The following is a 15,523-nucleotide window of genomic DNA, read 5'->3' as shown; positions in this document are numbered from 1 at the left end:
GATTTTAGATTGTTTCTAAACTTTGAACTCAAAATAAGTTCTTTTGTATGACGACGAGTGAAATGAATGTGAGAACAAAGAAATTTTCTTTGATGATAATTGATCTAGCTGAAAAGCTGCCAAATACAAATGTAATTAGATCGATTACAAGTCAAATAGTAAGAAGCGGAACATCAGTTGGAGCGAATTATCGAGCAGTTTGCAGAGCTCGAAGCGATAAAGAGTTTGTTGCCAAAATGAACATAGTTTTAGAAGAAGCTGATGAAACTTTATTTTGGATAGAAATTATAAAAGAAAAAATGTGGCTCGCCAAAGAAGAGCTGGAAACAGCTTTAAAAGAAGCTAACGAATTAACTGCAATTTTTGTAAGCAGTCTAAAAACAGTAAATAACAGAATCAACAAATAGAACCGAAGGTTCGAAAAAAAATCTAAAATCTAAAATCAGAAATCTAAAATTAAGATTATGAAAGAACTAGTAAACAAACTAAAAGGAGATAGAGTAATATGGTCATTCGTGGCTTTATTAGCGCTGTTTTCGTTTATGCCTGTTTTTAGTGCAAGTAGTAATCTGGCGTATATAGGTCATGGAACCGGAAATACATTAGGGTATCTGGTAAAACACTTAGCTCACGTTTGTATTGGTTTCTTGATTATTTACTGGGTGCACAAAGTGCCATATCATTATTTTAGAGCCATTTCAAAAATTGCACTGCCAGTAGTTTGGCTGTTATTATTGTACACTTTGTTAAAAGGAACCGTAATCGCAGGAGCAAATGCAAGCCGTTGGATTCAGGTGCCTTTCATTGGAATCACGTTTCAAACCTCGACATTAGCGGCAAGCGTATTGTTTATTTATGTAGCACGTTATTTGTCAAAAACGAAAGAAGAAAACGAACCGTTTCAAACCTCGTTTATTCAGCTTTGGATTCCGGTTTTTATCACATTGGCATTGATTTTACCAGCGAACTTTTCAACAACGGCGTTGATCTTTTCAATGGTTATGATGCTGACGTTCATTGGAAAATATCCGTTAAAATACATTGCCTTTATTATTGGTTCAGGAATCGTAATGTTAGCCTTTTTCCTTTTAGTAGCGAAAGCCTTTCCAGAATCACGATTCTTCAGCAGGGTTTCAACATGGGAAAGCCGTATTATGAACTTTACCACAGATAAACCGGATGAAGACGATTACCAAATCGAAAAAGCTAAAATTGCAATCGCTTCGGGAAAATTAGGCGGACTAGGCCCTGGAAAAAGTGTTCAGAAAAACTTCCTTCCACAATCATCTTCCGACTTTATTTACGCAATTGTAGTTGAAGAATATGGTTTAGTTGGTGGTGTTTCAATATTGTTATTGTATTTACTGCTTTTATTCCGATTTGTAATTGCATCACATAAAGCAAATACCTTATTTGGAAAATTAGTCGTCGTCGGACTCGGTTTTCCAATGATATTTCAGGCGATGATTAATATGGCCGTTGCAGTAGAATTACTGCCGGTAACAGGGCAGACGCTTCCGCTGATAAGTTCTGGTGGTAGTTCGATCTGGATGACGTGTTTCTCACTTGGAATCATTATTAGTGTAACTAAGAAAGAAGAAGAAATCGCCGAAGAAAAAGAAGAAAAAGAAAGAAGAAAAGAAGCACTGCAAAGATTAATAGACAAAGAACTGGCTGAAGAAGATTTAGCTGGAAATGAAAAAGAAGAGATTTATGAAGAAGAAGCGATGTATTCGATTGAAGACGCTTCAAGAAATCCTATGAATGCAGTTTTAAATAAATAAAAAGGATAAAATAGTTTAACAACAACTATTAGAAATATGACAAAGTATAAATTCATATTAAGCGGAGGAGGAACAGGAGGACATATTTATCCTGCAATTGCGATTGCAAACGAATTAAAATTACAATTTCCTGATGCAGAATTTCTTTTTGTAGGTGCCAAAGATAAAATGGAAATGCAGAAAGTGCCTCAGGCAGGTTACGAAATAAAAGGTCTTTGGATTGCCGGTTTACAGCGAAAATTGACATTACAAAACATGATGTTTCCTCTAAAACTAGCCTCTAGTTTATTGGAGTCAAAAAGAATTATTAAAAAGTTCAAGCCAAATGTAGTGATAGGAACCGGAGGTTTTGCCAGCGGGCCTTTATTGCAAGCGGCTGGATCAGCGGGAATTCCAACTGTAATTCAGGAACAGAATTCTTTTCCCGGAATTACGAATAAATTGCTAAGTAAAAAAGCAAATGCAATTTGTGTAGCTTATGATAACTTAGACCGATTTTTTCCTAAAGATAAAATCGTTTTGACAGGAAATCCGGTTCGTCAGGATTTAATTGACATTGATACAAAACGTGATGAAGCAATTGCTTTTTACGGTTTAGATACGAATAAAAAAACACTGCTTGTTCTAGGCGGTAGTTTAGGAGCGAGAAGAATCAATCAGTTGATCGAAAAAGAACTGCAAAATTTTCTTTCGCAAGATGTTCAGATTATCTGGCAATGCGGAAAACTATATTTTGAGGATTACAAAAAATACAATCAGCCAAATGTAAAAGTGGTTGATTTTATAGAAAGAATGGATTTTGTGTACGCAGCTGCCGATGTCATTATTTCGCGTGCCGGTGCATCGTCAGTTTCAGAATTATGCATTGTGGGAAAACCGGTAATTTTTATTCCGTCCCCAAATGTAGCTGAAGATCACCAAACTAAAAATGCGCAGGCTATTGTAGAAGCAAAAGGCGCGATTTTGTTGAAAGAATCTGAGTTGGACGCCGAGTTTAGCATTGTTTTTGAAGCGCTGCTGAAAGATGAGGGAAAACAAAAACAGCTCAGCGCAAACATTAAAAAGTTGGCACGACCAGACGCAACAAAAGTTATTGTAGAACAGATTAAGAAGTTGTTATAATATAACATTTTACGAAAATTATACAACGCAGAGAATAAATAAGAAGGCTATTTTAGGCAATTTAGGCTTGGAAAGACTTCAAAAAACGCAAAGGTTTAATTGCTAGATTCTTACAAAAAATAAGAGTAGTGAACAAGTCTGAAAAATATATTTAAAATGAATTTAAATCAAATACAAAACGTTTATTTTATAGGTATCGGAGGCATCGGAATGAGTGCTTTAGCTCGTTATTTTAAACATATCGGGAAAAAAGTTTCTGGTTATGATAAAACACCTTCTATGCTAACAAGTGAACTAATCGAAAGCGGTATTGATATTCATTTTGAAGATAACATCAATTTGATTCCATCGGATTATTATGTAGAAAATACACTGGTGATTTTTACGCCGGCAGTTCCTATTACGCATTCAGAATGGAATTATTTCATCGAAAGAAATTACCAAGTTAAAAAACGTGCTGAAGTTTTAGGAATTATTACAAAAGGAACTTTCAGCTTTGCAGTAGCAGGAACGCACGGTAAAACCACTACATCTAGTATTTTAGGCCATATTTTATATGAAAGTGGAGCAGATGTTACGGCATTTGTAGGCGGAATTGTAGAGAATTACAATTCTAATTTAATTGGAAGCGGAAAGACTGTTACAGTCGTTGAAGCAGATGAATTTGACCGTTCATTTCTGCATTTGCACCCAAACATTGCCTGTGTAACTTCAATGGATGCAGATCATTTGGATATTTACGGAACGAGCGATGCTATTGAAGCTTCCTTTGTTGAATTTGCCTCAAAAGTAGAAGATAAAAGCAAATTGTTTATCACAAAAGAACTGCCTCTTGATGGAGTTCAATGTGCTATAAACGAAGATGCAGTATATAAAGCATACAATGTTCGAATTGAAGATGGAAGTTATGTTTTTGATGTGCAGACGCCATCAGAAATTATGAAAGATCTTCGTTTTGGATTGCCTGGAAAACACAATTTGATGAATGGTTTAATGGCAATTGCAATGGCAAAAACGTATGGCACTGCAACCGATGCTATTGCAAGAGCACTTGCTTCTTTTAACGGAATCAGAAGACGTTTTTCATATCAGATTAAATCTGAAAAACTAGTTTATATTGACGATTATGCACATCATCCAACCGAAATAAATGCAGTGCATCAGGCTGTTAGAGAATTATATCCAGGCCGAAAAGTACTGGCGATTTTCCAGCCGCATCTATTCAGCAGAACAAGAGATTTTGCAGATGGATTTGCTGAAAGTTTATCTCAATTTGATGAAGTATTTTTAATGGATATTTATCCAGCCAGAGAACTTCCGATGGAAGGAATTACATCAGAATGGCTGTTAGGTAAAATGACAAATTCGAACAAAAAAATTGTTGCAAAAGAACATTTATTAGCAGAAATCAAAGCCAGTGATGCGCCAATAATTGTAACAATAGGAGCTGGTGATATTGGAGAAATGGTACCATCAATCAAAAAGATGTTAAATGAAACTATTTAATTGGACAAATATTCGATTAGTACTCATTTTAGGCCTCGTTTTATTCTTATATTCTTTCGCACAGCATCGAAATGGGGATAGAAAACTGAAAAAATCTATGGTCATTTTTGTAGGGGAGAATACACTTTTTGTGAAGCCGGAAACGGTTAATAAATTGTTGATAGAAAATAAAAGGGACGCTTCCAGTATTAGAAAAGATGAAGTAGATTTGAATAAGATAGAGAAAACCATCAACTCACAAGACATGATTGAAAAGTCAGATGTTTTTGTAAGTATCGATGGCGTTCTAAAAGCGGTTGTAAAACAGAAGACGCCCATAGCAAGAGTTTATGATGGCGCTCAATCTTTTTATATTGACTATGAGGGTAATAAAATGCCTTTATCTGATAATTTTACCGCAAGAGTTCCTCTTGTTTCAGGGGCAATAAATGAAAAAAATAACGAAGATTTAGCTGCTTTATTTCGCACAATTTATGACGATGCGTTTTTGAAAAAAAACATCATTGCTATACAAATTATGCCGAATGGCAGCCTAAAAATGTTTAATCGAAACTATGATTATGTCATAGATTTTGGTCGTACAATGAATGTTGATAGAAAATTTAGAAACTATAAAGCCTTCTTTCAAAAAGCAGTTTTAGATAGTTCGTTATATAAATACAATAAAATTGACCTTAGGTTTACGGAACAAGTAGTTTGCACTAAATAATAGAAAATGGAAAAAGATAATATTGCAGTAGGTCTAGATATTGGAACGACAAAGATAGTTGCCATGATAGGCAAGAAAAATGAGTATGGAAAACTGGAAATTTTGGGTATTGGTAAATCCAAAAGTCTGGGAGTGGCACGTGGGGTTGTAAACAACATTACACAAACTATCCAGTCCATTCAACAAGCAATACTTGAAGCGGAAAATAATTCAGGTTATAAGATTAAAGATGTCGTTGTGGGTATTGCCGGACAACACATCAGAAGTATTCAGCATACAGATTATATCAGTCGTAATAATCCGGAAGAAGTAATTGGTGAGAAAGACATTCAGCTTTTAATCGATCAGGTAAATAAACTGGCGATGTTACCGGGAGAAGAAATCATTCACGTACTGCCTCAAGAATTTAAAATTGACGGACAATCTGAAATTAAAGAACCAATCGGAATGTACGGCGGAAGACTTGAATCTAGTTTTCACGTTGTTGTCGGACAAGCTTCTTCAATCAGAAACGTGGGAAGATGTATCCAAAGTTCAGGAATTGAACTATCTGGATTAACATTAGAACCATTAGCTTCGGCAGATGCTGTTTTAAGCCAGGAAGAAAAAGAAGCTGGAGTGGCACTTATCGATATTGGAGGTGGAACAACAGATTTGGCGATTTTCAAAGATGGAATCATCCGTCACACAGCTGTAATCCCTTTTGGAGGAAATGTAATTACAGATGATATAAAAGAAGGCTGTTCGATTATCGAAAAACAAGCTGAACTTTTAAAAATAAAATTCGGATCAGCATGGCCGGGAGAAAATAAAGACAACGAGATTGTTTCTATTCCGGGACTGAGAGGAAGAGAGCCAAAAGAGATTTCATTAAAAAATCTTTCTAAAATTATCCACGCACGTGTGGTGGAAATAGTAGAACAGGTTTTTGCAGAAATCAAAGCTTACGGACACGAAGATCCTCGTAAAAAATTAATTGCTGGAATCGTTCTTACAGGTGGTGGTGCACAATTAAAGCATATTAAACAATTGGTTGAGTACATCACAGGAATGGACACCAGAATTGGATATCCAAATGAGCATTTAGCAGGAAATTCAAGCGAAGAAATTTCAAGTCCATTGTTTGCGACAGCTGTTGGTTTAGTAATGAACAGCATTGAAAACAGCACACAAAGTGCGATTCGAATGGAAGTCGTAAACGAGCAACCAAAAGTTGTGTACAGAAATGTGCCTCCGCCAGTGCAGAAATACGAAGTTGAAGAAAACTACGTTGAGAAAGTAGAAACTATTGAAGAGCCTAGAGAACTTAAAACAGTAAAGGCAGAATCAGAATCTACTGAAACAAAAATTAGAAGATCATTTTTTGACAGATACGTCGACAAAATCAAAGATTTTTTAGATAACGCTGAATAATAATAAGAGAAAAGGATTACTTTTTGCCCCAAGTCAAGAAGTAAAAAATGTACAAATAAGAATTTCAAAAACCAAAAAGATGATGAGCAACTCAGAATTTGGAAGTATTTCATTTGATTTACCAAAAAACCAATCAAATGTAATCAAAGTAATAGGTGTAGGTGGAGGTGGTAGCAACGCTATTAACCACATGTTTAAACAAGGTATTAAAGGCGTTGATTTTATCGTTTGTAATACAGATTCACAGGCACTGCAGAACAGTTCAGTACCTAACAAAATTCAGTTAGGAGTAAATTTAACAGAAGGTCTTGGAGCAGGAGCAAATCCTGACGTAGGACAACAATCTGCTATTGAGAGTATTGCCGACATCGAAAAAATGTTAGACCGTGGTACTAAAATGGTATTTATTACTGCTGGTATGGGTGGTGGTACAGGTACAGGTGCTGCGCCAGTTATCGCTCAATTAGCAAAAGAAAGAGAAATCTTAACGGTGGGTATCGTGACGATTCCGTTTCAGTTTGAAGGGAAAGTACGTCAGGAGCAAGCACTTTTAGGAATCGAAAAATTGCGTAAACAAGTTGACTCTTTAATTGTAATCAACAACAACAAATTAAGAGAAGTTTACGGAAATTTAGGTTTCAAGGCAGGATTCTCTAAAGCGGATGAAGTTTTGGCAACGGCCTCTAGAGGTATTGCTGAAGTAATTACGCACCACTATACTCAAAATATCGATTTACGTGATGCTAAAACAGTTTTAGCAAACAGCGGAACAGCTATTATGGGATCTGCAGTAGCGCAGGGAGAAAACAGAGCAAAAGACGCTATCGTATCTGCTCTTGACTCTCCATTATTAAATGACAATAAAATTACAGGAGCCAAAAACGTATTGTTGCTTATCGTTTCTGGATCTGATGAGATAACACTTGATGAGATTGGAGAAATCAACGATCACATTCAAGCAGAAGCGGGTTACAATGCCAATATTATCATGGGAGTTGGTGAAGACGAAACTCTTGGTGATGCTATTGCTGTAACTATTATTGCGACCGGTTTTGATGTTGAACAACAAAATGAAATCGTAAATACAGAGCCTAAGAAAATTATTCACACGTTAGAAGATGAACAGAGAAGTGTTCACAACTTAACAAATAGACCACTTACTACTTTTGATATCAATGCAGAAACACCAGCTGCAAAATCAGAAGACAGAGTAGTTTTTGATTTAATGGAGGATACAGCTGTTGCTCCTGTGTCTAATCCAGTTGCTCCAAAAACACCAACAATCAATCAAGAAGAATTGGTTGTAATGTCTGAGTTTATTAAAAATCTAGACGTGACTTTTGAAATCGTTTCGCCAATCACCGATATCGATTTTAAAATTTCAACTCCAGCAGCTGAAACTTTCCAACAAGAAGTAAAGCCTGTACAGCAGAGAACTTTTGAAAGAGAAGAACAACAACAAACTTTTTCATTTGATTTACCGCTATTCAAATCAGAGCCTGAAGTTAAGAAAGAGCCAGTTGCCGAACAGCAGCAAGATAATAGAATCGTTTTTGAATTATCAAACGAAACTAAAAATATCAAAGTAAACGATCCCGTTTCGTTTGTACCGGTAACAGAACTTTCTGATAACGGAATTATCAAATATTCGTTAGAAGAATATATGGAAGTTGAAAATGATTTAATGTCATCTAAACCAGTTGAAAAAGTGGTTGAAGATACGGTTCCTGAGGAATTGAACATTACATTAAAATCAAGAGCTGATTTTGCAAGCCAGCCTGATTTCTCAACAACTTCTGAAGTCTCTCCAATGGAATTAACAATTGAAGAAACATTACGTTTACGTGCTGAAGAAAGAAGAAAGAAACTAAAAGAATTTAACTATAAATTCCATAACAATGTTTCAAGAATTGACGAGCTGGAAAAAGAACCGGCTTACAAAAGATTAGGAATCGATTTATCAAATTCTCAATCTGGTAATAGCAATTCAAGAATTTCGGTTGGAACAGACAGTAATAACGATTTACAATTGCGTTCAAACAATTCATTTTTGCACGATAATGTAGATTAATACTGCGTCTTAATAATTTAAGATGACCCGAAAATTGGATTTAATTTTCGGGTTATTTTTTTTATCTTCGCACAGAATTTAGAAATTTGACTTTTAAATAGTACTTTTAAAAACAATATTGTCACCCTGAGCAAAGTCCAAGGGCTTCTTGTCGGAATGGGCTTCGACTAAGTAATAGTCAAAACAAATTGCAAATTAATATATCAATTAATAGGCTTAGGCTTATTTTAAATAAAACATAAACATGAGTTTACAAGCAAAAATCATGGACGAAATCAAAACGGCCATGAAAGCAAAAGATACTGTAGCATTAGAAGCATTGAGAGCTGTTAAATCAGAATTATTGCTGGCTTCAACAGCTTCAGGATCTAAAGAAGAATTAAAAGAAGATGAAGAAATTAAATTACTTCAAAGATTAGTAAAAACACGTAAAGAAAGCGCAAGAATCTTTACAGAGCAAAACCGTCCCGACTTAGCTGAACCAGAATTGGCTCAAGTAGCTGTAATCGAGAAGTTTTTACCAGCTCAGTTAAGCGAAGCAGAAGTAGAAGCAGTTATCGAAAAAATCATTGCTGAAACTGGAGCTTCTGGAATTGCTTCTATGGGTAAAGTTATGGGATTAGCATCTGCGCAATTAGGCGGAACTGCTGAAGGAAAAACCATTTCTACAATTGTAAAGAAATTACTTTCGTAAATATCATTTTAGATTTTAGAGTGTAGATTTTAGATTCCAATTGGCCAATCTAAAATCTATAATCTGAAATCATAAATTAACTGACCTCGTAGTTCAACTGGATAGAATATCAGATTTCGGCTCTGAGGGTTGGGGGTTCGAACCCCTCCGGGGTCACAATAAAATTAAAAGCCTGAGAATGTAGATTCTCAGGCTTTTTTATAGTTTGAAAATTGTGATCAAACTTGTTGTAGCTGTTGGCAGTTGCTGTTTATATTTATTACTATTGCCATCCCATAAATCCTTCGTAAGCAAAGTATAGCACGATGGCATACAAACTATATTTCAGGATTTTTTTTGCTGCTTTATAACTTTTAAATAATAGCGGATTGTAACTCGATTTGTCGAAAGTTGTTTTTGTTGTCTGTTTCATTTTTTCTAATTTTTAATTGTTGTAAATAAATTATTTTTCAGATTCAGCTTTTAATGCAGTAAGCCAATAATCTATTGAGGTGTCGAGGCTGGATTGAAAGTTGCTTTTCAATAAAGAAACCAGCCAGCCTTCCATGCTTTCTTCTACAGTTATTGTCGTTTGATTATTCTGTTCGTTAAAATACCAAGTGTGTATCGCAAATGCTCCAAATGCGGGTCCAGACCAGCCAACCATTTTGTTGGTTTTGACCGTTTGTAACGTAGAAGTAATGTTTAATCCATTGCTTTTCCAATAAAAAGATGTTCCTGGTTTAAACGAGCCATCAATTCTAGGCGTTACGATTTCCTTTTGCCATGTTCCCCAGTTATTTACGTCACTAAAGATTTTCCAAACCTTTTCGACAGGTGCATTAATTACAATACTCTTTCTTGTAATTACAGGCGCATCAAGATGAATGGTTTTAGAGGTTTTATAACTACTGAAATACTCAAGTGAAAAAATAGTAACAGCAATTAGTAAAAGGAAAGAAATAAAAACAAATAATACCTTTTTGAGTGTTTTGATTTTCATAATAATATAGAATTAATAGTTTGATATAATTTCTTTTGTCCAATTTTCTATACTTTCTGGAGCAGGTTTGTCGGCTTTGTCAAAGAAGAAATGCTGATTAATTTTAAGTCCGCAATAAGTAAAAATACCTTTGTCTGATGTCAGCGATAAAGCTTTATCCATGCCGATTTTTTCATATTCGGCTTGTGATTTTCCGTGAGTATTGATTACGGTTGTTTGTTTGCCCGTAAATAGTCCCTTTTGAACACCTTGGTCGTAACGATAGGCAAAACCATAACTAAAAACACGGTCTATATATCCTTTCATAATGGCAGGCATTCCTGTCCACCAAATAGGATAAATAAAAATAATATGGTCTGCCTACGAAATAAACTCCTGTTCTTGCTTTACATCGTCGGCAACTTTTCCCATTCGTTGTCCTTGCATATCATGTAGTGAAAGCACGGGGTTGAAATTGAGTTGATTTAAATCGCGAATTATTACTTCCTGTTTGCTGTTTGATAGATGTTCTGCAAGAGTTTTTTTAAAATGGCTGTTTAGGCTCTCTGGATTTGGATGGGCATAGATAATTAAGTGTTTCATTGTTCTATTTTTTGAATTTGTTAGAACAAAAGTAAATCAGCAATTTTCGCTAAAATTGTAAGAAAACGAACTTGACTTTCCCCTTCGGCTTGCAAATAATATTTGGAATTATTTGATTTACTAATTCAAACGCCATCAAATTGTTATTTTTGTATTTATTCCCAACAAACCTTTTATTATGCCATTCTACATCAATACAGAACATTTGCGAAATGAAATTGAATATCCCCGACGATATCAATCTCAAAATCTCGTAAAAAGTTCAGTTATTGTTTTTCTGGTCATTTTACTTTTTCTTTTAGCATTCAAACCATTTGGGGTTTATGATCCAGAACTAAGAATGCATTATTTCTTCATTTGTTTTTTGCATGCACTGGCTCCAGCACTTGTTCTGTTTATTTATTTTAGAACACTGAATTATTTTAGATTATTGAAAAATAAAACGGAATGGACTTTACTAAAAGAATATGTTTGTATTGGAGTTCTATTTGTTTTTATTGGCATAACCAGCTTTTTAATGCGTGATTTGCTTTATACCAATTCCAACAATTGGTCGTGGAATTATCTTTTTGAAGAAATTAGAAATTGTATTGTAGCGGGTATTTTCTTCTATCTTTTTCTAAGATTATCCAGTTTTTATTTTGAGTCCCAAAAAGGATCTACATTTATTGTTCAATTTGCTCCATTACAAACCGAACCCGAAAAAACAGTTACACCTGCTCTTTTTATTCATACGCAGGTAAAACAAGATGATTTTAGTCTGGATATAGATCAGTTACTGTTTGTAAAAGCTGATGGAAATTACATCGAGTTAACAAAATCGAATGGCGATCAAATTATCACAGAAGTAAAAAGAATTTCCTTAACTCAATTTGAAAATCAAATAACAGATTATCCGCATTTTTTTAGATGTCACAGAACTTATTTAGTAAATATGTTTAAGGTCGAAAAAGTGTCTGGAAACTCACAAGGATATTTGCTTTCATTCAACGAAACCAATGTTAAAATTCCAGTTTCAAGAAAGCAGGTCGACAGTTTTAATAATTATTATCAGGAGCTTCGCAGTAAATGTATTCCGTAAGGTTGTTGTTCGTCACAAAAGCTAGTTGTCAGTAACAACCCTGATTTTACTGGACTTTCTTATTGTACGTTTGTCATCAATAACAACAAAACCAAAATTATTATGACAACTGTGATTACTTCTAAGAATCAGGATTCTGAGTCTTCAAAAAAACTTCTTTATGTCGACAATATCAAAGTACTTCTGACTGTATTAGTGGTGCTTCATCATACTTTTATTGCTTATAGCGCTTCTGAAGGCTGGTATTATAATCAGCCAACGAATATTTTAGGCGCACGTATTCTTGCCACAGCAATCATCAGTATAAATCAATCCTTCTTTATGGGGTATTTTTTTCTGTTGGCGGCTTATTTTACTGAAACTTCCTATTCTAGAAAAGGAGCGTTTACATTCATCAAAGACCGACTCATTCGATTAGGAGTTCCGTTGTTATTCTATTCTTTCCTTCTTACACCCTTTATGTGTTATTTGGTTTACTATTTTGCAAAAGGGCATCCTATTACCTTCTTCGAATATTTAAGTGGCTACAATAGTTGGATCGATTTAGGTGTTACATGGTTTGTGGCAGCTCTATTGCTTTTTACATTACTTTATGCAGCAGTAAAAAAGATATTCAAAATTAACTTCAGCAAATCTATACAAGTTCCAGATTCACGCGCTATACTATTGTTTTCAATACTACTGGGAATTATTAGTTTTTTGGTTAGAATTATATTTCCGGTTGGCTGGGTTCTTAAACCAGTTGGATTTCAGCTTGGGCATTTTCCGCAATATATTGCCTTATTCATTATGGGCTTATTAGCTTCAAAAAACAATTGGTTTGATCAGCTTTCAGAAAAAACAGGCAAACAACTCAAAAGATCAGCAGGATTATGTCTATTGTTTTTTCCAGTATTTTTTATTGTAAAATTTAAACTCGACACACCTTCTTCTTGGTTTTCGGGAGGGTTTCACTGGCAGGCATTATTATATGCAGTATGGGAACAATGGATTGGTATTTCTATTCTAACGACGCTTTTAATTAATGGGAAAAGAAATTGGAATACTGCTTCAAAATTGCTCATTAAAGCATCACGCAGTAGTTTTGCCGTTTACATTTTTCATCCGTTAATCATAATCGTTTTTACATTATGCGTGAGAAATTGGGATATTGAACCAGCGATAAAACTTGTAATCATGACTCCCTTAATCATAATTGGCAGTTTTATATTTGGAGCACTTGTTTTATTAATCCCAGGAGTAAAGAAAATCATTTAGTTCTTTTACGGTTTTTATTGTTTTTAAAATAAATCTGTTTTGCTTCCCAACCATTTATTCAAAAAGATCATCTTAGTTAATATAAACACCTTTTAGCTATGATGAAAATATACTCTCCTTCGAAAACAGGTTTATTAATAACCTTATTATTTATCTTATTTGGATTAAATGTAAGCGCTCAAAAAATCAGCGGAATTATTTATGATGAAAATAAGAAACCTTTGGCTGATGTTGAAATCATAAATCAGCAGAACAATTTTGTGACTTATTCAAATTCTGATGGAAGTTTTACGATTAAAGGGAAGAAACGTGATGAGTTGAAATTTACATTTCAAGGAAAACGTGCAAAAATTGCAGCAGTAAATGATAGTAAACACTTGAAAGTCTATTTTGATGATCCGGAAACAATTAGAAAACAAGAAGAGAAAATAAGACAGAAAGAAGACAGAAGGGTAGAAAGGGAAGATAGGAGAGAAGACAGAAGAATAGAAAGAAATGAAAGAAGGTCAGCTAGAAGAGATAAAGCAAGAAATGAAAGAATTCCTATTGTTACTGCCGATCATTCTTTACGTGGAAACTCTTTAAAAAAATCAGTAATAGGACAAATTACAGATGAATATGGAGATCCCTTGCCGGGAGCCAATATAATGATTAAAGGAACTAAAATAGTTGCAAATACTGACTTTGACGGTTTTTACGGAATTGATGCAAAACTGGGTGATGTTTTAGTAATCAGCTATATTGGTATGAAAACCGTAGAAGTAATTGTAGATCATAGAATAATGAATATCGTAATGAAAAGCGATGTCGTTATGCTTGAATCAGTTGTTACAACCGCAATGGGTATATCAAGAAGTAAAAAAGAAAAAAGAATGACTGAAAAATCAGTTAGTAGTGTTGGTGCAGCAGAAGTTGCTGTTCCAGCTCCGGTATCTGATAAAAAGATTGTAGCAGAAGGGAAAAATAGTTCGCTAAAAGCAGGACAATTAACGGCTGGAGAAGTTAATGATTTCAGTCATTACAGCTATTGGCAGGGATTAACAGAAACAGAATTAAACCAATGGAAAAATCATTGGAAATTAAATCCAGCCTACAGATATTCTGTAAGCTTGAAAAATGACACAGGCTTTCCGATAATTAATAAAACGGTTCATTTACAAAATGAAGGAAAAACTATCTGGACAGCAAGAACTGATAATACTGGCCGTGCCGAGTTATGGTTTCAGCCAAATGATGTATCAGTCGAAAAAACTTCAGCCAATCTTCAAATTATTGATGAAGATAAAATGGTTTTAGTTTCAAAACCAAAAGAGTTTCATGACGGAATTAACGCTTATACCTACAAGCAGAATTGTATTGAACAAGATAAAATAAACATTGCTTTTGTAATTGATGCTACAGGTTCAATGGGTGATGAAATAAATTATCTGCAAGCCGAATTGTACGATGTAATTGAACGCACCAAAAAAGAATTTCCAACCTCTGATTTGTCTATGGGAAGTGTTTTTTACAGAGATGCCGGAGATGCCTATTTAGTGAAGAATTTCGATTTTACAACGAATATAGAAAACGTGATTTCGTTTATTAAAAAACAAAATGCCGATGGCGGCGGTGACTATCCCGAAGCTGTAATTGAGGCTCTGGAAGCATCAATAGAAAATATGAGTTGGGATGACGATGCCCGAAGCAAACTTTTATTTCTTTTGTTAGACGCGCCGCCGCATTATAGTGATGTAAATATTGTAAAACTTCAAAATCTCGCCAAAAAAGCAGCAGAAAAAGGAATCAGAATTATTCCAATTGCGGCAAGCGGAATCGATAAAAGCACCGAATATTTAATGCGTGCAATGGCTTTAGAAACAAACGGAACGTATCTTTTTATAACCAATCACAGTGGAATTGGAAATGATCATATTGAGCCTTCCACAGAAAGTTATAAAGTGGAAATGCTGAACGACTTGCTTTTGAGAGTTATTATTCAAAACTGTTCTGTTAATAGTTGTGCTTCAAAACAAGATTCATATTCTGAAAACAAAAAAATAGAAGAACAGCTGACAAACGATACAATAATCGATTTTAAATATTTCCCAAATCCAACAAGCGATGTGGTAAATGTAGCTTTAAATCAAGAAGCAACAGAATTATATTTATTTGATACCACTGGGAAATTAATTTTATACCGAACAGATAAATCAAGAGAGTACAAACTCAGTTTAGCATCATTGCCCAATGCAATTTATTATTTGAAAATTTTGGTAAATGATAAAGAATTGTTCGGGAAAATTATAAAGCAGAATTAATTTAATTTTTAAAATATAAATG

The 15,523-nt window shown here is 34.5% G+C and carries 13 protein-coding genes, 1 tRNA gene and 1 pseudogene; 12 read left to right on the top strand and 3 right to left on the bottom strand.

Features of this window, described 5'->3' with window-relative positions; translation table 11 throughout:
- The first annotated feature begins 47 nt into the window (after positions 1-47).
- From P2W75_RS00920 to P2W75_RS00880, 9 genes are all read left to right on the top strand, one after another.
- Entirely contained in the window at positions 48-407 is a 360-nt protein-coding gene (locus P2W75_RS00920; protein ID WP_276378568.1) for a four helix bundle protein, read from the top strand.
- Between the two features lie 57 nt (positions 408-464).
- Positions 465-1,784 carry an FtsW/RodA/SpoVE family cell cycle protein gene (locus tag P2W75_RS00915; RefSeq protein WP_207297620.1) on the top strand — a complete coding sequence of 440 codons (1,320 nt, stop codon included), beginning with the start codon at positions 465-467 and terminating at the stop codon, positions 1,782-1,784.
- A gap of 36 nt (positions 1,785-1,820) precedes the next feature.
- Positions 1,821-2,906: an undecaprenyldiphospho-muramoylpentapeptide beta-N-acetylglucosaminyltransferase gene (gene murG, locus P2W75_RS00910; protein WP_276378567.1), complete on the top strand. Its 1,086-nt coding sequence runs from the start codon at positions 1,821-1,823 to the stop codon at positions 2,904-2,906.
- 156 nt (positions 2,907-3,062) lie between these two features.
- A complete protein-coding gene (murC, locus tag P2W75_RS00905) occupies positions 3,063-4,412 on the top strand; it encodes a UDP-N-acetylmuramate--L-alanine ligase (RefSeq protein WP_207297618.1) in 1,350 nt (449 codons plus the stop codon).
- Positions 4,399-5,121 (top strand): cell division protein FtsQ/DivIB, encoded by a 723-nt coding sequence (locus tag P2W75_RS00900; RefSeq protein WP_207297617.1) that lies wholly within the window; start codon positions 4,399-4,401, stop codon positions 5,119-5,121. The genes murC and P2W75_RS00900 overlap by 14 nt, the downstream gene beginning before the upstream one ends.
- A 6-nt stretch (positions 5,122-5,127) precedes the next feature.
- Positions 5,128-6,534 (top strand): cell division protein FtsA, encoded by a 1,407-nt coding sequence (ftsA, locus tag P2W75_RS00895; protein ID WP_207297616.1) that lies wholly within the window; start codon positions 5,128-5,130, stop codon positions 6,532-6,534.
- Positions 6,535-6,613: 79 nt separating this feature from the next.
- A complete protein-coding gene (gene ftsZ, locus P2W75_RS00890; RefSeq protein ID WP_207297615.1) occupies positions 6,614-8,605 on the top strand; it encodes a cell division protein FtsZ in 1,992 nt (663 codons plus the stop codon).
- A 244-nt stretch (positions 8,606-8,849) separates the two neighbouring features.
- Positions 8,850-9,299: a GatB/YqeY domain-containing protein gene (locus P2W75_RS00885; RefSeq protein WP_276378566.1), complete on the top strand. Its 450-nt coding sequence runs from the start codon at positions 8,850-8,852 to the stop codon at positions 9,297-9,299.
- 82 nt (positions 9,300-9,381) lie between these two features.
- Positions 9,382-9,455 (top strand) — tRNA-Arg (locus P2W75_RS00880).
- Positions 9,456-9,561: 106 nt separating this feature from the next.
- On the opposite strand, the gene P2W75_RS00875 is transcribed toward P2W75_RS00880, so the two are convergent.
- The 3 genes and pseudogenes from P2W75_RS00875 to P2W75_RS00865 form a co-directional block, all read right to left on the bottom strand.
- Entirely contained in the window at positions 9,562-9,711 is a 150-nt protein-coding gene (locus P2W75_RS00875) for a hypothetical protein (RefSeq protein ID WP_276378565.1), read from the bottom strand.
- Positions 9,712-9,741: 30 nt separating this feature from the next.
- Positions 9,742-10,281, bottom strand: coding sequence for an SRPBCC family protein (locus P2W75_RS00870; RefSeq protein WP_276378564.1), 540 nt, complete (start codon positions 10,279-10,281; stop codon positions 9,742-9,744).
- Positions 10,282-10,293: 12 nt separating this feature from the next.
- A pseudogene (locus P2W75_RS00865) lies at positions 10,294-10,863 on the bottom strand (NAD(P)H-dependent oxidoreductase).
- 178 nt (positions 10,864-11,041) lie between these two features.
- Between P2W75_RS00865 and P2W75_RS00860 the strand changes: the two are divergent.
- From P2W75_RS00860 to P2W75_RS00850, 3 genes are all read left to right on the top strand, one after another.
- The gene (locus P2W75_RS00860; RefSeq protein WP_276378563.1) at positions 11,042-11,944 is read left to right on the top strand and encodes a LytTR family DNA-binding domain-containing protein; all 903 of its coding nucleotides are present in this window, start codon (positions 11,042-11,044) and stop codon (positions 11,942-11,944) included.
- Between the two features lie 102 nt (positions 11,945-12,046).
- Complete coding sequence (locus P2W75_RS00855; RefSeq protein ID WP_276378562.1) at positions 12,047-13,201, top strand: acyltransferase; 1,155 nt, start codon at positions 12,047-12,049, stop codon at positions 13,199-13,201.
- A 98-nt stretch (positions 13,202-13,299) separates the two neighbouring features.
- Positions 13,300-15,501 carry a carboxypeptidase-like regulatory domain-containing protein gene (locus tag P2W75_RS00850; protein WP_276378561.1) on the top strand — a complete coding sequence of 734 codons (2,202 nt, stop codon included), beginning with the start codon at positions 13,300-13,302 and terminating at the stop codon, positions 15,499-15,501.
- The last annotated feature ends 22 nt before the right edge of the window (positions 15,502-15,523 follow it).

Origin of the sequence: Flavobacterium sp. H4147 (assembly GCF_029360735.1) — a bacterium.
In the GTDB taxonomy this organism is placed as follows: domain Bacteria; phylum Bacteroidota; class Bacteroidia; order Flavobacteriales; family Flavobacteriaceae; genus Flavobacterium; species Flavobacterium endoglycinae.
This window is presented reverse-complemented; position numbering and strand designations above follow the sequence as displayed.